The sequence below is a fragment of the Acinetobacter sp. AYS6 genome (assembly GCF_025630795.1).
Taxonomy (GTDB): Bacteria; Pseudomonadota; Gammaproteobacteria; order Pseudomonadales; family Moraxellaceae; genus Acinetobacter.
In genome coordinates this window covers 101,592-120,610 of sequence record NZ_JAOTNV010000010.1, presented here as the reverse complement: position 1 = coordinate 120,610, position 19,019 = coordinate 101,592, and the positions used below count along the sequence as shown (strand labels likewise).

Below are 19,019 nucleotides of genomic sequence, written 5' to 3'. Positions count from 1 at the left end.
GGTCGAGTGTTTAAACACAGCATATTCCTGCGAATATATGCGGGACTGGTAATTCTTGTTGTTTTAGTTGCCGTTTTTGGTTATTTGCTTGTACAAATCATCAATTATCAACGCGCACAAGAATACCGAGAATCTTTAACTGATGGTATTTCTTATGTCATTAGTGAGGGAGTCGCTCGACAACCGGGGAAGCAGCAGAAAATAGACTGGGTTTCAGATGCATCAGATTTATTGGAACTTCCAATTTACTACACTGATGCGAGCAAGGTTGAGTTATCTCGTACCGAGAAAAAAAGAATCGAAGCTCAAAAATCTGTTGTCCGTTACGATGCCAGTAATAGTATTGCGTATATTATTATTGGTTTGCGTGATGATCCTCAGCACTTTTTATCGATAAAAGTGGACAAAATTAGTGAGCGCCAAATGAAGGCTCTCCCTATTTTTGTACTAGATTATCTAATGTTTTATCCCGGGCAAGAACAAGAATATCTTGCTAAGATTCAAAAACATTTCTCATATCCAATTAATATCTACAACATTCAAGATATTAATCTGGACTCCGAACAGATTGGTCGTTTACGTCAAGACCAAAGTGTCATGTTGTACAAAGATAGTGCGACAATGCGTGGCACAACCATTTCAATCGTATCTCCAATACCAAATCATCCGACACAAGTTCTGGTGCTTGGACCGGTTCCGATGTTTAACTGGATGCCGCTACAACTTTCTGCAGGAATTACCTTATTTAGCCTCTTCTTACTGAGTTTAGGTGTTTATGGGTTGATCTTGCCGTTAGAGCGTAAAATTCGCCAAGTACGTTATGCATTAAATCGCATGAAGTCAGGTGATTTGTCATTGCGTGTTCCTATTGAAGGAAGTGACGAAATGGCAAACTTGGCTTCAAGTTATAACAATATGTCTGATCATATTCAGCGTTTAATCGAGGCTCAGCGTGAGTTGATGAGAGCGGTATCTCATGAACTAAGAACGCCGGTTGCCCGTATACGCTTTGGTACAGAGATGTTGGCAGAAGAAGATGATTACAACCATCGTATGCATCAGGTCGACATGATTGATAAAGACATTGAGGCACTCAATACCTTAATTGATGAAATCATGACTTATGCGAAACTCGAGCAGGGTACACCTTCATTAGATTTTGCTGAAATTACTTTATTTGATGTATTAGATCAGGTCGCAGTAGAAACCGAAGCTTTAAAAACGCAAAAAGAAATTGAACTTGTTGCTCCTCCACTTTATGTGAAGGTTGATGCAGAGCGTCGTTATTTACATCGGGTTGTTCAAAACTTGGTAGGTAATGCCGTTCGCTATTGCGATAACAAAGTGCGAATTACAGGTGGTATTCACAGCGATGGCATGGCCTTTGTCTGTGTTGAAGATGATGGTGCCGGAATTCCAGAGCAAGATCGTCAAAGAGTGTTTGAAGCCTTTGCCCGTTTAGATGACAGCCGTACTCGTGCTTCAGGTGGTTATGGTTTAGGGTTGTCTATTGTAAGCCGTATTGCGTATTGGTTTGGCGGTGAAATTAAAGTAGATGAAAGCCCTACTTTAGGTGGAGCTCGCTTTATCATGACGTGGCCTGCAAAACGTTTTAAACAACCCCCTTTAAAAGCCCATAAAAAAGCACCTCTATAAGGTGCTTTTTTATTGCATTATTTATAATCGAGTTGCATCTGGTTCCAAAATAGGTTTTCCGCTTCTTAAGCTGGTCAACGCATCGGAATTAAAATCGATCAGTAATGAATTGTTTTTTGCATCAATCTGGTATTTTTGAATAAGAGGTTGATCTCCATTAAGCGTTTCTATTTTATATTCATCAGCAATATGCAAAATACCTTCTAGGTTTGTTGTGGTTGACGCAAAATCCTGCCTAAATATTTCATAGACATCTCGCAAGTCAAAAATTGCATTATTCGCATCTGGATGTTTGTGAATATAGCTTTCTATATGTCGCACAAGTAACTGGGCAAACAAGTAGTAGTTTGGTTTATGCGTATATTCTAGAGTCATGCATTTTTCTCCTTATTATCTGTTATTAGCATACATGGCAAAATAGAGGTTATTGTATAAAATTCATTACACTAGATGATTAAATGAAAACCTATAAAGATATAAAGACCCGATTGCGCCCTTGGCGTTTTGCTTGATATAAAGCGTCATCTGCTTCTTTAAATAAACTTTCAATCGCTCTATGAGAAGATGGTGAATATAAACTTATGCCAATACTGACTTGTATAAAAATGGGTAATTTCCCATAAATATAAATCGGTTGCTGACTAATTTTAATACGTATTTGTTCTGCAAGATCAAAAGCACTTTCTTTGGTTGTATCTGCAATAAAAATTGCAAACTCTTCGCCGCCAAAGCGACCTAATAAGTCCTGAGGATGTAAAATATTTTGAATGGTGGTGACACAAGTCTGTAGTGCACGGTCACCTATTTGGTGGCCATAGTTGTCATTAACTTGTTTGAAATGGTCTACATCGAGCATGAAAAAGGCCGAAGTTTTATTTTCCTTATGTACCTTTTCTTGAAGGAGTCTAACTGACTGTAAAAACTGGCGGCGAGTAAGGCTAGAGGTTAGCTCGTCATGTGCAATAGCATGTTGAAGCTTTTGAATTAACTCTGAATGTAAAACACTAATGCTAGAGACGGTAAGAGGTGCAATCGTCATCATGATTAAGCCAATACGAATCGAGATGGTATTGCTTAAATATTCGTTCGGATAAAGCAAAAGGTAATGGCCAGACACATGATAGATAATATAGGCACTGGTAAAGGTTGTAATGAGTGCAACAATAATAGGTTTATAGCGAATAGCGCACCAGATGAGTGCCGCAATCGGGTAGAGTAATGAACCTGGGCCAGAGTCATAATAGCTGGCACCAATAGAAATAATGACAGCCAAAAAAGGTAAAAGGTCAATCGCCTGTAAGCCACGATTTCTTGAAAAGTAATGCTTTATCTGACTATATTGAGGTAGGTTCAATATGATCGGCAAAAGAAGTAAGGCGTTTTGTAGTTCTGAGGTGAACCAATAGCCGAATTCATCCCATAAATTACCAAGCATAAATTTAGTATTAAACATCGGCACGAAAGTTGCGGCAAATAATGCGCCGATTATGCTGCCTATACCGCATAGACCAAACAAAAAGAGATAAGAATAGCCTCGGTAGGCTGCTTTAATATGTTGATTAAAAAATGTATAAAGTGCGAGGGTAGTAACAACATAAAGAAAATTTGACGTTGTTAAAACAAGGGTGAGGGCAAATGGAGTACCCTGAAATAGATCAGCAATCACATACCCTAGATAGGCACCTAAAAATGCGCTTGGTCGACGTGTGCTTGGGAAACGAATCAGTAAGCCGAGTAAAACAGAATTGGCCGGCCAAAAGAACGCTAGAAAACTTAAAGGACGAGATGCGATACCAATAAAACAACATATGGTAATAATGAAGCAAAATAGAAGAAAAAATTTTAAAGAAGAAGGAAATGAAAATTCACGAAGTGAGTATGGCATCAGCTGCCCTTAATGATAAACACTCTTATCCAAGAGTAATAAAATATTATGCATGACTAAACATTCATCATAATTCAGAGGAGAAGTTGAATACAATAAAAAACAAACTAATATTATAAAAAAGTAAGTTATAAAAACTTAATGGTCGATGAACTGTGTAATTATTCTAAAATTAAAAAATGAAAAAAATCATCATAAACAAAAAAACTATTAAATAAACCGATTATGTGCGGTGAAACCCCCCTTACAACCCATAGAAGAATAGTTTTGTTTAGAAAATCATCCGAAAGACTAAGACGCTTCAACTAGCATGCGAAATTAGAAATCAGGTACAATTGGCGGGATTAATTTTGTGTTTGGTGTATTTGAAGGCCAATACATACATTCTTTGTTAAATAATAGGCCTGCCAGGAGTTATCCCCGCATGAGTGCCATTACTCCATACGACTGGGCGATTATCGCCTTCGTGATCGGCGTTACATTTCTTTGTGTCTTTATGCTCACAGTTCCCTTACTCCTCGGGGGGAAATCGTGGGGGCGTGCTAAGCAAGAGCAGTTTGAATCGGGTGTCGTGAGTGCTGGTGGCGCTCGCATTCGCCTGTCTGCAAAGTTCTATTTAGTTGCAATTTTCTTTGTTGTCTTCGACTTAGAGGCACTTTACCTCTATGCATGGTCTACTTCTGTGCGTGAAGTAGGGTGGTTGGGATATACCACTGTCGTGATCTTTGTCGTTGATTTATTGATTGCGCTTGTTTATGCCTTCTCTGTGGGTGCTTTAAGTTGGTCACCAGCAGATCGCCGTAAATCAGCAGGTGAGGCGATTAAAATCGGTTCACCAACAATGAACATTGCTGAAATTACACGCTTTAACTCTATTGAAGAGCTCGTAACTGACCCTACAGGCCAGATTCCAGCTCAATCATCAGGTCGTGTTAAGTCAAAAAATACACCTGCATTGTCATCTGAAAAGGAGTAAGTCGGGATGAAATATACTCTGACCCGCGCGAATCCGGATGCTGATCAATACCCATTGCAAGAACGTCAAATCGTGACAGATCCACTAGAAGAGGAAGTGAATAAAAACGTATTCATGACTCGTTTAGAGGATGTCTTGCATACAGCAGTAAACTGGGGGCGTAAAAACTCCTTGTGGCCATTTAACTTTGGTACCTCATGTTGTTACGTTGAGTATGCAACGACCTTAACAGGTGTGCATGACTTGTCACGTTTCGGCGCAGAGGTTATCCGTGCTTCACCTCGTCAAGCTGACTTGATGATTGTTGCAGGAACCTGTTTCGTAAAAATGGCACCAGTTATTCAGCGTCTATATGAACAGATGTTAGAGCCTAAATGGGTCATCTCGATGGGTGCTTGTGCAAACTCTGGAGGTATGTACGACATCTATTCAGTAGTACAAGGTGTAGACAAAATTATTCCTGTTGACGTGTACGTCCCAGGTTGTCCTCCTCGTCCTGAAGCATTAATTCAAGCTTTAATGCTTTTACAAGACCAGATTCAATTAGAGCGACGCCCGCTTTCTGCCGTGATCGGTGATGATCTTCAGCCAGTGTATAAGCCAAAGATGATGCCAGAACGTGATCGTAAGAATGCAGAGCGTATTGCCGTTAAAAACTTACGCTCTATGGATGAGATTAAATAATTTTTTGACGGTGCTTTGACATATCTAACCGATATGTTCATCGAGAAAATTGACAGAATTTGTATTAAATAGGAAGCCAAGCCAATGGCTGAAACTGACATTGCTATGCCAGAGTCAACACCAGTTGATTCACGCCCAGCATTTGCAATCGTAGAAGAACTCAAAACCAAATTTGGTGAGAACTTTTACGTGCAGGCGACTTTTGAAGAGTTTCCAACAGTCTGGGTTGAGCGCGCACGCGTGCAAGAAGTCCTTATGTTCCTACGTAAAGTGGAACGTCCATATGTAATGCTGTTTGACTTATCTGCGATGGATGAACGTTTACGTGTTCATCGTGATGGTTTACCAGCATCTGACTTCACTGTGTTCTATCATTTATTATCGCTTGAGCGTAATAGTGACATTCGTATCAAGGTTGCCTTGAACGAAAATGATCTTAACCTTCCGACAGCGACCAATATCTGGCCAAATGCCAACTGGTATGAACGTGAAGCTTACGATATGTTCGGTATCAATTTCGAAGGGCATCCAATGCTCCGTCGTATCTTGTTGCCAACGTATTGGGAAGGTCATCCATTACGTAAAGAATATTCGGCACGTGCGACAGAATATACGCCGTACATGCAAGACAAAGCGAAACAAGACTTTGAACAAGAGCACTTACGTTTTGTGCCAGAGGACTGGGGTCTTAAGCGTGGTAACGCTGATGAAGACTTTATGTTCCTTAACTTAGGTCCTAACCATCCATCTGCACATGGTGCGTTCCGTGTTGTATTGCAGTTAGATGGCGAAGAAGTGAAGGACTGTGTTCCTGATATTGGTTATCACCACCGTGGTGTGGAAAAGATGGCTGAACGTCAAACATGGCATTCTTTCATTCCTTATACAGACCGTGTGGACTACTTAGGTGGTTGCGCTCAGAACATGCCTTATGTGATGGCTGTAGAGCAAATGGCAGGAATCAAAGTTCCTGAACGTGCTCAAGTCATTCGTGTGATGTTGAACGAATTGTTCCGTATTAATAACCACTTGTTGTTCTGTGGTACGGCAATTCAGGATGCCGGTGGTATGACACCAGTATTCTATATGTTCGCAGACCGTCAAAAAGTTTATGACATTGTTGAAGCAATCACGGGTTACCGTATGCATCCAGCATGGTTCCGTATTGGTGGTACAGCACACGATCTTCCAAATAACTGGCAAAAACTTGTTAAAGAGTTGCTAGAGTGGATGCCTAAACGCTTAAACGAATACTACACAGCAGCATTGAAAAACTCTGTGTTTATTGGTCGTACGCGTAACGTTGCACAATACGATGCCAAGTCTGCACTCGCATGGGGTGTGACAGGTACTGGTTTACGTGCGACAGGTATCGATTTTGACGTTCGTAAATATCGTCCATACAGTGGCTATGAAAACTTCGATTTTGATGTGCCAGTTGAATATGAAGGCGATGCATATGCACGTGTACTCGTTCACTTCCGTGAAATTACTGAGTCGTTAAAAATTATTCAACAGTGTTTGGATAACATGCCTTCTGGTCCATATAAAGCGGATCATCCATTGGCTGTTCCACCACCGAAAGATAAGACATTACAAGATATTGAAACCTTGATTACGCACTTCTTGAGCGTTTCATGGGGTCCTGTCATGCCAGCGGGCGAGTCATCATTTATGACTGAAGTGGTTAAAGGTGCAAGTACGTATTACTTGACTTCAGATAAATCGACGATGAGTTATCGTACTCGTATTCGTACACCGACTTTTACTCACTTGCAGCAAATGCCTTCAGTGATTAACGGAAGTTTGGTATCTGACTTAATCATTTATCTGGCGACCATTGACGTGGTTATGGCTGACGTGGATCGCTAAGAGGTAACACATAATGATGATTTTGACTGATAAAAAGCCACGTGTGAATGTTGAAGGGATTTTGACTGCGGAAGAAATTCACGACATCGAACATCACATTGGTCACTATCCATACCCTCGTGCAGCCTCTTTGGATGCATTGAAGTGTGTACAGCGCCGTAATGGTTGGGTAGATGACGCTCAGATGAATGCCATCGCACAGTTGCTGTCGATGAGTGTTGCTGATTTGGAAGGTGTTGCAACATTTTACAACCGTATCTATCGCCACCCGGTAGGTCGTCACGTGATTTTGCTTTGTGACTCAATTGCTTGCTTCTTAATGGGTGCAGAAACACTTGCTGAAGCATTCCAGCGTGAATTAGGAATTCAGTATGGTCAGACGACACCAGATGGTCGTTTTACACTACTTCCAATTTGCTGCCTCGGCAACTGCGACAAAGGCCCAACTTTAATGATTGATGAAGATACTCACGGTTTAGTCGAAGTGACATCAATTAAACAGTTATTGGAGAAGTATGTATGAATACTGAACCAAAACCAATTTATGGCGACGGTAATCCAGAAACTCATCCGCTCACTTGGCGTTTAAGCAAACAAGAAGCGGTACGTAGTGCTGATGATTACGAAGCACTTGAAGGTTATGCTGGCTTTAAAAAAGCATTAGGCATGAAACCTGCTGAAGTGTTAGACGTCATTAAAGCTGCAACTGTAAAAGGTCGTGGTGGTGCGGGTTTCCCAGCGGGTATTAAATGGTCATTAATGGCACCAAATGATGGTGGTCCTCGTTACTTGATCTGTAATGCCGACGAAATGGAACCGGGTACCTTTAAAGACCGTTTGTTGATGGAAAAACTTCCACATCAATTGATCGAAGGGATGTTAATTGCGGGCTATACCTTAGAGGCAACTCAAGGTTATATCTTTATCCGCGGTGAATACATCGAGGCAGCTCAATATCTAAATGATGCATTAGAACAGATTCGTGCTAAAGGTTATTTAGGCGAAAATATTTTAGATTCTGGCTGGAATTTTGATCTGCATGTACATACGGGTGCAGGGCGTTATATTTGCGGTGAAGAAACTGCATTGATTAACTCGCTTGAAGGCCGTCGTGCTAACCCTCGTACCAAGCCACCATTCCCGCAAGTTGCAGGAGCATGGGGCCGTCCAACAATTGTGAACAACGTTGAAACTTATAACAACTTGCCAGCAATTATGCTTCGTGGTCCAGAGTGGTATATCGGCCTATCAGCAGGTAAATCAAAAGATCCAGGCACTAAAATTTATGGTGCGTCAGGTAAAGTGAAATTCCCTGGTCTTTGGGAATTGCCATTTGGTACAACTGCACGTGAAGTGATTGAAGATCATGCTGGTGGTATGCGCGAAGGCTTAAAGCTCAAAGCATGGTTACCAGGCGGTGCTTCAACTGACTTTTTACCAGCAGATACCATTGATTTACCAATGGATGCAGACACGATTATGAAAGCAGGTTCTCGTTTGGGAACATGTTTATTGATGGTCGTAGATGAAACTCAATGCATGGTATCGCTCACTCGTAACTTAGAAGAATTCTTTGCGCGTGAATCATGTGGTTTCTGTACGCCATGTCGTGATGGTTTGCCATGGGCTGTTAAAGCGCTTAAAGCACTTGAAGCAGGCGAAGGTAAGAAAGAAGATATCGACCATTTACAAGAATTGACTCGTAAATTATGGATCGGTAAAACTTTCTGTGCCCACGCACCAGGTGCGATGGAGCCGCTTATGGGCGCACTCAAACATTTCCGTGGTGAGTTTGAAGCGAAAGTGACGACTCGTCCTGTCGTGCAAACCAGCAACGTAGAACAAGCTTAAGGAATTCGACTATGGCTACAATTCATGTCGATGGAAAATCGTATGAAGTCAACGGCTCGGAAAACTTGCTACAAGCATGTTTGAGTCTGGGCATCGACATCCCATATTTTTGTTGGCATCCATCCTTAGGTTCGGTGGGCTCTTGCCGTCAATGTGCTGTTACGCAATATGCGAATCCAGAAGATACGCGTGGTCGTTTAGTCATGTCATGCATGACACCAGCATCTGACAATACCTATATCTCGATTGAAGACAAAGAAGCAACGGATTTCCGTGCGTCTATTGTTGAATTTTTGATGACGAATCACCCGCACGACTGTCCAGTCTGTGAAGAGGGTGGTCACTGTCATTTACAAGATATGACTGTGATGACTGGTCATGACCGTCGTCGTTACCGTTTTACAAAACGTACGCATTACAACCAAGAACTCGGCTCATTCATTGCACATGAAATGAACCGCTGTATTGCTTGTTACCGTTGTGTTCGTTACTACAAAGATTATGCAGGCGGTACAGACTTCGGTGTGTTTGCCAATGCATCTCGTGTTTACTTTGGTCGTCCAGAATCAGGTACTTTAGAGTCTGAATTCTCTGGCAACTTGACTGAAGTATGTCCAACAGGTGTATTCACTGATAAGACTCATTCAGAGCGTTATAACCGTAAATGGGACATGCAGTATGCACCAAGCGTGTGTCAAGGCTGTTCTTCTGGTTGTAACATTTCTCCGGGTGAACGCTATGGTGAAATCCGTCGCGTAGAAAACCGTTTCAATGGTTCGGTTAACCAATACTTCCTTTGTGACAAAGGTCGTTTTGGCACAGGTTATGTAAACCGTGCAGACCGTCCACGTCAGCCGCAGTTCCGTAACGGTGAAACTGTTGCAACTGTTTCTGTCGATCAAGCTTTAGATCAAACGATTGCGAAGCTTCAAGGCAAAAAAGTTTTGGGTGTTGGTTCGCCGCGCGCAAGCTTGGAATCAAACTACGCATTACGTGAGCTTGTAGGTCAGGCAAATTATTCAACTGGTGTTGCTCAAAAAGAGCAAAAACTTGTTGAACTTGCTGCATCTATCATGCAAACCGAGGGTATTTACAACCCGAACATGCGTGAAATTGAAAGCTATGATGCTGTTCTGATTTTAGGTGAAGACCTGACTCAAACTGCTCCACGTATGGCATTGTCTGTTCGTCAAGCTGCGAAAAACAAAGCTCGCGAAATGGCTGCGAAAACACGTACCCCAGACTGGTTAGCTGAACCTGTACAACGTATTGGTCAAGAAGCAAAATCTCCAATCTATATCTTGGCTGCAACTCAAACTCGTCTTGCCGATGTTGCAACTGGTGAAGTGGTTGCTTCTCCAAATGATATTGCACGTTTAGGCTTTGCCGTAGCGGCAGCAGTGAAAGGTGACGTAGTAACTGGTTTAGATGATGATGCAAAAGCATTTGCTCAAACCATTGCTGACACTTTAAAAGCAGCAAACAAACCATTAATCATTGCAGGCACAAGTTTGCAAGATGCTTCTATTATGGAAGCTGCGGCTGAGTTAACTCAAAACTTAGGTGCTAAAGCTGGTTTAAGTCTTGTAGTTCCTGAAGTGAACTCTATGGGCTTGGCATTGTTTGGTGGCTTAAGCCTTGAACAAGCATTTGCTCAAGACTACGACACACTTGTTATTGTTGAAAATGACTTGTTCCGTCGTTTACCTGCTGCTCAAGTAAAAGCTGCACTTGATAAAGCTGAAACAGTAATCGTGCTTGATCACAGTGAAACTGAAACTGTGAAACTGGCTGATATCGTTCTTTCAGCTGCAAGTTTTGCTGAAGGTGACGGTACTGTTGTAAGCCAAGAAGGTCGTGCACAGCGTTTCTATCAAGTTTACGATCCAAGCTACTACAAACCTGAATATGCAATTAAAGAATCTTGGCGCTGGTTACATGCCATTGAAACTGGCATTAAAGGTAAGGCTGTAGATTGGACATTGCTTGACGATGTAATTGAAAGCATCGTGAAAAATGTACCAGTACTTGAAGCAATTCAAGATGTGGCACCTGATGCAGGTTACCGTGTACATGGTTTGAAAATTGCGCGTGAACCACGTCGTTATTCAGGTCGTACAGCAATGCGTGCGCCGTTATCGGTTCATGAACCGAAACAGCCTACCGATCCAGATTCAGCATTAACATTCTCAATGGAAGGTTATGTTGGTCCGCAAAAAGCATCATCATTAGTACCATTTGCATGGGCTCCGGGCTGGAACTCTCCACAATCTTGGAACAAATATCAAGATGAAGTGGGTGGTCACTTAAAAGGTGGTGATTCAGGTGTTCGTTTATTCGATCGCTTGGCGAAACGCCCTGCACGTAGCTATATTGCTCCAGTGCCTGTAGTTGCAAATCCTGAAAGCTTCCGCTTAGTACCAATGCATCATATTTTTGGTTCTGGTGAATTCACAATTAAAACACCTGCAATGGAAACTCGTATTCCAGAAGCTATGTTTGCAGTGGGCGAACAAGATGCAACTCGTTTGAACCTTCAAGAAGGGCAACGCATTACAGTAAAAGCAGGCGAAACCAGTGTGAGCTTGCCTGTACAAGTAATTGAATATTTACCTACAGGTTATATTGGTTACCCAGTTGGTTTAGCACCAATGGTGTCACTAGCTGAGCCTGTTTCAGTGGCTTTAGGAGTGTAATTCATGAATCAAGAAATTATACGTCAAACGCCACTTTGGGCTGAGAACTGGCCAATCGCCTACGCTGTAGTTCAAGCAGTTGTGATTTTGCTTGTTGTTGTTTTAGTTGCAGCGTTGATGTCTTTTATTGAACGTCGTTTACTTGCTTGGTGGCAAGACCGTTATGGTCCGAACCGTGTTGGTCCTGGTGGTATGTTCCAGATCGTTGCCGACATGCTTAAGATCATGTTCAAAGAAGACTGGACACCAAAATTTGCTGACAAACTTACATTCCGTTTAGCACCAGCTGTTGCAATGGCAACAGCGGTTCTTTCATTCATGGTCATCCCGGTGAGTCCTTCACTGGGTGTTGCCGACATGAGTATCGGTTTGCTGTTCTTTATGGCAATGGCTGGTATTGCAGTCTATGCAGTATTGTTTGGTGGCTGGGCTTCAAATAACAAATACTCATTGCTTGGTGGTTTACGTTCGGCTGCTCAAACCATTTCTTATGAAGTGTTCTTGGGTATCTCATTGATGGGTGTAGTTGCAATTGCAGGCTCATTTAATCTTCGTGAAATTGTTGAAGCGCAACGCGATGTTTGGTTCGTTATTCCACAATTCTTAGGTTTCTTGATTTTTGTGGTTGCTGGTGTTGCGGTAACTCACCGTCATCCATTTGACCAACCAGAAGCAGAACAAGAATTGGCTGAAGGTTACCATGTTGAATATGGTGGTATGAAATGGGGTATGTTCTTCGTTGCTGAATATGTCAACGTGGTACTTATTTCTGCATTGATCGTAACTTTATTCTTCGGTGGTTGGTTAGCACCATTCAATTTAGAAATTCCATTTGTTCCGCCAGTATTCTGGTTTGTGATTAAAACAGCATTCTTTGTAATGATGTTTGTTTTGGCTCGTGGTTCTTTAATGCGTCCACGTTATGACCAAGTCATGAACTTTGGTTGGAAAATTTGTTTGCCATTGGCGTTGGTCAACTTGTTAGTGACTGGTGCTGTGATTCTGATGAATCAGGCCTAGGACAGCAGGGAGTACAAAATGTATAAATTTCTAGCTGGATTCGGATCGATTGTACGTTCGTTGTTTATGGTATTTACCCATGTAACGCGTAAACGTGACACGATTTTATATCCAGAAGTACCGGCTGAACAGATTGTGCCGCCACGCTTTCGTGGTCGTATTGTGTTGACGCGTGACCCAGATGGGGAAGAGCGTTGTGTGGCATGTAACCTATGTGCGGTTGCGTGTCCGGTTGGCTGTATCTCACTACAAAAAGCAGAAACAGAAGATGGACGTTGGTATCCGGAATTTTTCCGTATCAACTTTTCACGTTGTATTTTCTGCGGTATGTGTGAAGAGGCTTGTCCAACAACTGCGATTCAGCTCACACCAGACTTCGAGTTAGGCGAATATGTACGTCAAGACCTTGTTTATGAGAAAGAAAACTTACTCATTTCAGGTCCGGGAAAATACCCAGACTACAACTTCTACCGTGTAACGGGTATGGCAATTAACGGTAAAGAGAAAGGTCAAGCACAAAAAGAAAGTGCACCAATCGATGTACGGAGTCTATTACCATGATGTGGCCGTTTTATTTGATGGCACTCGTGGCCATCGTTTCTACGGTTCGTGTAGTGACTAACACGAACCCTGTACACGCTTTACTTAGTCTAATTGTTTCATTGCTTGCTGTTGCTGGTATTTTCATGATCGTGGGGGCGCCTTTTGCAGGTGCTCTTGAAATCATCGTCTATGCCGGAGCAATTATGGTTCTGTTTGTCTTCGTGGTGATGATGTTGAATTTAGGTCAACACACCGTTGAGCAAGAACGTAAATGGCTTTCTTCAGATGCTTGGGCATATCCAGCACTCATGAGTTTCTTACTCGGCTTGCTTTTGGTTTGGATGCTTGGTGGTGAATACACCACAATTTCAGCACCACTTGGGGCGCAAGTGATTGGACCAAAAGCAGTGGGTCAAGCACTCTTTACTCACTATTTACTATTGGTTGAAGTTGCCGCGATGTTATTGCTTGCAGCCCTTGTTGCAGCATACCACTTAGGTAAACGTGAACCAGGTGCAGAAGAGGAAAAAGAATAATGGGCCAGATTCCTTTAGAACATGGTTTGATTGTTGCAACCATCCTTTTTGCACTCGGTTTTTACGGTGTAATGGTGCGACGCAACCTATTATTTATGTTAATGAGCCTTGAGGTCATGATGAATGCTGCTGCATTGGCATTTGTTCTTGCGGGTAGCGTATGGGCACAACCAGATGGACAAGTGATGTTCATTCTGATTTTGACCCTTGCAGCAGCAGAGGCATGTATCGGTCTTGCGATTGTCCTTCAGTTCTATCATCGCTTCCATCATTTGGATGTAGATGCTGCTAGTGAGATGCGCGGATGAGTTATTTATATCTAACAGTATTATTTCCGCTAATCGGTTTTATTTTATTGGCGGCGGGACGAGACAAACTCTCTGAAAATGTTGCAGCAATTATTGGCGTGGGTTCTGTAGGTTTATCTGCATTATTTGCTCTAATTGCTGGCATGGCATTTACCACAAGTGGTCAGCAAGTTTTTGTTCAAAACTTGTGGACGTGGTTCAATGTTGGCGGTTTTGCACCGGGCATTAGCTTACATTTAGATGGCTTATCTTTACTCATGATGGGCATGGTGACAGGTGTTGGATTCTTAATCCACATCTTTGCATCATGGTACATGCGCGGTGAAGAAGGTTATGCGCGTTTCTTCTCTTATTTCAACCTGTTTGTTGCCAGCATGCTTGTGCTTGTGTTGGGCGACAACTTGGCGTTGTTATTCTTAGGTTGGGAAGGCGTAGGTCTTTGTTCTTATTTGCTTATCGGTTTCTATTATGCAAACCCTGCAAATGGTTGGGCTGCGATCAAAGCATTTACAGTGACCCGCGTAGGTGACGTATTCTTACTTATCGCTTTATTCTTGCTTTACCAACAATTTGGTACGCTGAATACTCAGTACATCGTTGAACACGCAGCAGAAGTAATGACGAAGAGTTCGTCACTTACGATCTGGACTGCATTAATGTTGTTCTTGGGTGCTGCAGGTAAATCTGCTCAAATTCCATTGCAAACATGGTTGGCAGATGCAATGGCAGGCCCAACACCTGTTTCTGCATTAATCCACGCTGCAACAATGGTAACAGCTGGCGTGTACTTATGCTGCCGTCTATTCAGCGTATTTGAACTTGCTCCTGAAGTGATGCAATTCATTTCAGTAACTGGCGCGGTGACTTTGTTAGTTGCAGGTTTTGCTGCACTCGTTCAAACAGACATCAAACGTATCTTGGCTTACTCAACAATGAGTCAGTTGGGTTATATGTTTATGGCTGTAGGTGCGGAAGCTTATCAAGCTGGCTTGTTCCACATGTTGGCTCACGCATTCTTTAAGGCATTATTATTCTTGTCTTCTGGTGCGGTGATTCTGGCTTACCACCACGAGCAAAACATCTTCAAAATGGGTGGCTTGTTCAAACGTAACAAATTCCTGTTTGCTTGTTTCGCGATTGGTGGCGGTGCATTAGCAGCGATTCCATTCTTGACCATTGGCTTCTTCTCTAAAGATGCGATTCTTGGTGAAGTTTGGGTACAAGGTCAATCAGTTGCTCTATATCACACCTTATATTGGGTAGGTGTAGCAGGTGCATTCCTGACTTCAATCTATACATTCCGTTTAATCTGGGTTGTATTCTTTGGTCAAGAAAACACGCCTTACCATGAAATTAAAGGTGCAACTTACTGGGCTCCATTGGGCATTTTAGCTGTACTGTCTACTTTTGTGGGTGCCGTATTAAAAGCACCTGTAGCTGGTATTCTTAATACTGCAAAAATTCCTGAATTCCATGTGGCTGAACAATTTGTTGAAGGCATGCATGGGGCAGAGCATTTAGCAGTAGGAATTGCGCTAGTTGGTCTAGTTGTTGGTATAGCATTATTTACATTTGCTTATGGTGCAGTTAAATCATTTGCTCAAACAAGTTTGGGTGCAGGTCTGGCGCATATTTGCCGTACCGCTTTTGGTTTTGATGCATTGTATGACATCGTTTTTGTTAAACCTTATTTATTCTTCGCCAAAATCTTTGGCCGTGATCCGATTGACAGTTTGTGGTTAGTTCTTCCTGCACTTGTGAAAGGCGGAAATAGTTTTACAAGCTCACGTCAAACCGGTTCATTGCGTGAATACGCATCAAGTATGTCACTCGGTGTAGTGGTGTTATTGATGATCTTGATCGTTATTCAGGTAGTGGGGAAATAAAATGGAAAACAATTTAATTTTACCCGCGCTGATTCTTGTTCCATTCATTGCTGGTTTTATTTGTTGGTTAGTCGATAAGCTCGACAAAACTTTGCCACGCTGGATTGCCTTAATTGGTATGCTCATTACTTTGGGCTTAGGTCTTGCACTTTGGCAAAGTGGAACTTATACCTATGAGATGGGTTCAAAAATCCCAACTTGGTCTGCTGAGTTCTATTTACCGTGGATTCAATCACTCGGTATCGGCATTCACTTAGCTGTGGATGGCTTATCTTTACTCATGGTGTTACTAACAGCATTACTTGGTGTACTTGCTGTTGGTTGTTCATGGGGCGAAATTCAAAAGAACGTTGGTTTCTTCCACTTAAACCTCTTATGGAGTTTAGGTGGCGTTATTGGTGTATTCTTAGCGATTGACTTGTTCTTGTTCTTCTTCTTCTGGGAGATGATGCTTGTACCAATCTACTTCCTGATTGCGTTATGGGGTCATAAAGGTTCAAACGGTCGTTCACGTGTTTACGCAGCAACTAAGTTCTTCCTTTACACGCAAATCGCTGGTTTAGTGATGTTAATCGGTATTCTTGGTCTTGTAGTTTATGGCTACATGATGACAGGAATGATTGGTTTCGATTACAACTATTTATTAGCTGTAGCTAATCACTTACCGCCTGGCTTAGCGTACGGTTTCATGATCTGTTTCTTCATCGGTTTTGCGGTGAAGTTACCAGTTTTCCCATTACACGGTTGGTTACCAGATGCGCATGCTCAAGCACCTACAGCAGGTTCTGTAGACTTGGCGGGTATCTTGATTAAAACAGCTGCGTATGGCTTGCTTCGTTTTGTTATTCCATTCTTCCCGACAGCTTCTGCTCAGTTTGCAGATATTGCGATTATTTTCGGTTTGATTGGTATTTTCTACGGCGCATGGTGTGCTTATCAGCAAACTGACATGAAACGTTTACTTGCGTATACGTCGATTTCACACATGGGCTTTATTTTACTTGCGATCTACGCAGGTAATATTTTGACCTTCCAAGGTCTAATGATCATGATGTTGGCACATGGTTTGTCATCAGCTGCATTGTTCATTATGTCTGGTCAAATCTACGAACGTTTACATACACGTGACTTACGTTTAATGGGTGGTCTTCGTGGCCAGCTTCAGTACTTGCCATTTTTCTTGATGTTCTTCGTGGCTGCTCTTGTTGGTGTACCAGGTTTAGGTAACTTTATTGGTGAATTCCTGATTTTGATGGGTTCATTTAATAAATATCCTGTATTCACGATTCTTGCTTCTATCAGCCTTGTATTTGCAGGTTTATATGGCTTGATCTTGATTCACCGTGCTTTGTTTGGTGAACCAAATCCTGAACAAAAGCAACATTACACTAGTCCACTAAAAGACTTATCTGCTCGTGAAGTTGGTATTTTGATGATTTGTGCGATTGGTCTCGTTTGGCTTGGTATCTACCCACAAACATTCTTGGATGTATCTCATTCAAGTATGCAGTGGTTTGTCAATAGTTATGTGCCAGTTCAAGAAGTCGTTGAAACTGTTCAGCAAACAGCTACTCAACTTGACCATGTGGAGATCCAATAATCATGAACTTCACAGTATCACTCTCTACGCTTATGCCTTTAGCTCCGGTGATGATTGTTGCTTTGACAACAATTGTCGTCATGCTGTTAATTTCAATTAAGCGTAATCATAATTTAATCGCAACAGCTTCTGTTGTTGGTTTAAACCTCGCTGCACTTTATATTTTATTTGCAGTATTTGGCGGTAAGTTTGTACCGGCAAATGTGATGGGCATGTTTATGGTTGATCCATTTACCATGTTCTATCAATTTATGATTTTGATTGCGGCATTGGCGTGTTGTACTTTGTCTCACGCTTACATCGAAACCTATAAAGACAACCGCGAAGAACTCTATCTTTTGTTACTTGCTTCAGTAGCAGGTGCAATGTTGATGGTTGCAAGTTCTCATTATGCATCGTTCTTCATTAGCCTTGAGTTAATGTCGATCCCTGTATATGGCTTGCTTGCTTATACTTATCAACGTAGTAGTTCACTTGAAGCTGGTATTAAGTATCTTGTACTTTCAGCGACAGCTTCTGCAATGTTGTTGATGGGTATGGCATATATCTATGCATATACTGGTTCACTTTCATTCTATGATTCTGTACAGGCTTTATTTAGCGCAATCAAACAGCCAATGGTGTTATTAGGTTTAGCACTCATTATCTTTGCTGTTGCATTTAAATTATCGCTTGCGCCGTTCCATAAATGGACACCAGATGTATATGCAGGTGCACCAGCGCCAATGGCAACTTTCTTGGCGACAGCTGCTAAAGTTGCAACAATTGGTTTGTTTGTGCGCTATATGCTTGCTTCAGGCGCAATTATGGTGAACTCGTTAGTAACTATTTTGACAATCATTGCCGTATTGTCGATTTTAGTTGGTAACTTACTCGCTGTTCGTCAAGTTAATTTAAAACGTATTCTTGGTTATTCATCTATTGCTCATTTTGGTTATTTGTTAATTGCTTTAATCAGCATGACTTATGCAAGCTTGGGTAGCGTAACTGTATATGTGGTGTCTTATGTATTAACAACTATCGGTGCTTTTGGTGCGGTAGCGTTAATGTCTAGCCCATATAACAACGTAGATGAAGCACAAAGTCTTGCAGATTACCGTGGTTTGTTCTGGCGTCGTCCAGTACTTACAGCAACTTTAACAGTCATGATGTTATCTTTGGCTGGTATTCCATTAACAGCGGGCTTCATTGGTAAGTTCTTGGTGGTAATGGCTGCTGTAACAACTCAACACTGGTTCTTAGCTGCAATGATTATTGTGGGTAGTGGTATTGGTTTGTACTACTACTTACGTGTGATGGTTGTCATGTATATGACACCACCTGAAACTCCTCGTATTGATGCTGATGCTCACTGGGGTCAAAAAGTAGGTGGTTTAATGGTATTGGCTGCTGCTGCATTAGTTATTATTCTTGGTGTTTACCCAGATCCAATGATTAATTTGGCATTAAAAGCAGAAATTTTATCTCCATTACATTTCATGCTTTCACAACAACAATAATCCCGAT

At 41.9% G+C, this 19,019-nt stretch carries 16 protein-coding genes; 14 read left to right on the top strand and 2 right to left on the bottom strand.

All coding sequences use genetic code 11. The features are described 5' to 3' along the window. Nucleotides 1-6: 6 nt before the first annotated feature. Nucleotides 7-1,656 carry a sensor histidine kinase BfmS gene (bfmS, locus tag OD757_RS16300; protein WP_263032503.1) on the top strand — a complete coding sequence of 550 codons (1,650 nt, stop codon included), beginning with the start codon at nucleotides 7-9 and terminating at the stop codon, nucleotides 1,654-1,656. A gap of 21 nt (nucleotides 1,657-1,677) precedes the next feature. Here the strand turns inward: bfmS and OD757_RS16295 are convergent, their stop codons facing one another. Further along, nucleotides 1,678-2,031 (bottom strand): hypothetical protein, encoded by a 354-nt coding sequence (locus OD757_RS16295; RefSeq protein WP_009393940.1) that lies wholly within the window; start codon nucleotides 2,029-2,031, stop codon nucleotides 1,678-1,680. 91 nt (nucleotides 2,032-2,122) lie between these two features. Beyond that, nucleotides 2,123-3,541, bottom strand: a complete 1,419-nt coding sequence (locus OD757_RS16290; RefSeq protein ID WP_263032502.1) for a GGDEF domain-containing protein — start codon at nucleotides 3,539-3,541, stop codon at nucleotides 2,123-2,125. Nucleotides 3,542-3,965: 424 nt separating this feature from the next. On the opposite strand from OD757_RS16290, the gene ndhC reads away from it, so the two are divergent. The 13 genes from ndhC (at nucleotide 3,966) to nuoN (ending at nucleotide 19,012) form a co-directional block, all read left to right on the top strand. After that, on the top strand, nucleotides 3,966-4,517 hold the full coding sequence (gene ndhC, locus OD757_RS16285; RefSeq protein WP_009393853.1) for an NADH-quinone oxidoreductase subunit A: 552 nt from the start codon (nucleotides 3,966-3,968) through the stop codon (nucleotides 4,515-4,517). A 6-nt stretch (nucleotides 4,518-4,523) separates the two neighbouring features. Beyond that, nucleotides 4,524-5,201: a NuoB/complex I 20 kDa subunit family protein gene (locus OD757_RS16280; RefSeq protein ID WP_002120034.1), complete on the top strand. Its 678-nt coding sequence runs from the start codon at nucleotides 4,524-4,526 to the stop codon at nucleotides 5,199-5,201. Between the two features lie 84 nt (nucleotides 5,202-5,285). After that, the gene (gene nuoC, locus OD757_RS16275) at nucleotides 5,286-7,073 is read left to right on the top strand and encodes an NADH-quinone oxidoreductase subunit C/D (RefSeq protein WP_009393828.1); all 1,788 of its coding nucleotides are present in this window, start codon (nucleotides 5,286-5,288) and stop codon (nucleotides 7,071-7,073) included. A gap of 13 nt (nucleotides 7,074-7,086) precedes the next feature. After that, a complete protein-coding gene (gene nuoE / locus OD757_RS16270; protein ID WP_003653477.1) occupies nucleotides 7,087-7,596 on the top strand; it encodes an NADH-quinone oxidoreductase subunit NuoE in 510 nt (169 codons plus the stop codon). Then, nucleotides 7,593-8,924: an NADH-quinone oxidoreductase subunit NuoF gene (nuoF, locus tag OD757_RS16265; protein WP_009393863.1), complete on the top strand. Its 1,332-nt coding sequence runs from the start codon at nucleotides 7,593-7,595 to the stop codon at nucleotides 8,922-8,924. The genes nuoE and nuoF overlap by 4 nt, the downstream gene beginning before the upstream one ends. Before the next feature lie 11 nt (nucleotides 8,925-8,935). Further along, nucleotides 8,936-11,620: an NADH-quinone oxidoreductase subunit NuoG gene (gene nuoG, locus OD757_RS16260; protein ID WP_263032501.1), complete on the top strand. Its 2,685-nt coding sequence runs from the start codon at nucleotides 8,936-8,938 to the stop codon at nucleotides 11,618-11,620. A gap of 3 nt (nucleotides 11,621-11,623) precedes the next feature. Beyond that, nucleotides 11,624-12,640: an NADH-quinone oxidoreductase subunit NuoH gene (gene nuoH, locus OD757_RS16255; protein WP_004703499.1), complete on the top strand. Its 1,017-nt coding sequence runs from the start codon at nucleotides 11,624-11,626 to the stop codon at nucleotides 12,638-12,640. Nucleotides 12,641-12,658: 18 nt separating this feature from the next. Next, nucleotides 12,659-13,201 (top strand): NADH-quinone oxidoreductase subunit NuoI, encoded by a 543-nt coding sequence (nuoI, locus tag OD757_RS16250; protein ID WP_013198843.1) that lies wholly within the window; start codon nucleotides 12,659-12,661, stop codon nucleotides 13,199-13,201. Beyond that, complete coding sequence (gene nuoJ / locus OD757_RS16245; RefSeq protein WP_171061991.1) at nucleotides 13,201-13,719, top strand: NADH-quinone oxidoreductase subunit J; 519 nt, start codon at nucleotides 13,201-13,203, stop codon at nucleotides 13,717-13,719. The genes nuoI and nuoJ overlap by 1 nt, the downstream gene beginning before the upstream one ends. After that, nucleotides 13,719-14,027, top strand: coding sequence for an NADH-quinone oxidoreductase subunit NuoK (nuoK, locus tag OD757_RS16240; protein ID WP_003653467.1), 309 nt, complete (start codon nucleotides 13,719-13,721; stop codon nucleotides 14,025-14,027). Before nuoJ ends, nuoK begins: the two co-directional genes overlap by 1 nt. After that, nucleotides 14,024-15,913, top strand: a complete 1,890-nt coding sequence (gene nuoL / locus OD757_RS16235; RefSeq protein WP_003653465.1) for an NADH-quinone oxidoreductase subunit L — start codon at nucleotides 14,024-14,026, stop codon at nucleotides 15,911-15,913. The genes nuoK and nuoL overlap by 4 nt, the downstream gene beginning before the upstream one ends. A gap of 1 nt (nucleotide 15,914) precedes the next feature. Then, on the top strand, nucleotides 15,915-17,513 hold the full coding sequence (gene nuoM / locus OD757_RS16230) for an NADH-quinone oxidoreductase subunit M (RefSeq protein ID WP_263032500.1): 1,599 nt from the start codon (nucleotides 15,915-15,917) through the stop codon (nucleotides 17,511-17,513). A 2-nt stretch (nucleotides 17,514-17,515) separates the two neighbouring features. Further along, nucleotides 17,516-19,012 carry an NADH-quinone oxidoreductase subunit NuoN gene (gene nuoN / locus OD757_RS16225; protein ID WP_009393750.1) on the top strand — a complete coding sequence of 499 codons (1,497 nt, stop codon included), beginning with the start codon at nucleotides 17,516-17,518 and terminating at the stop codon, nucleotides 19,010-19,012. Nucleotides 19,013-19,019 lie beyond the last annotated feature (7 nt).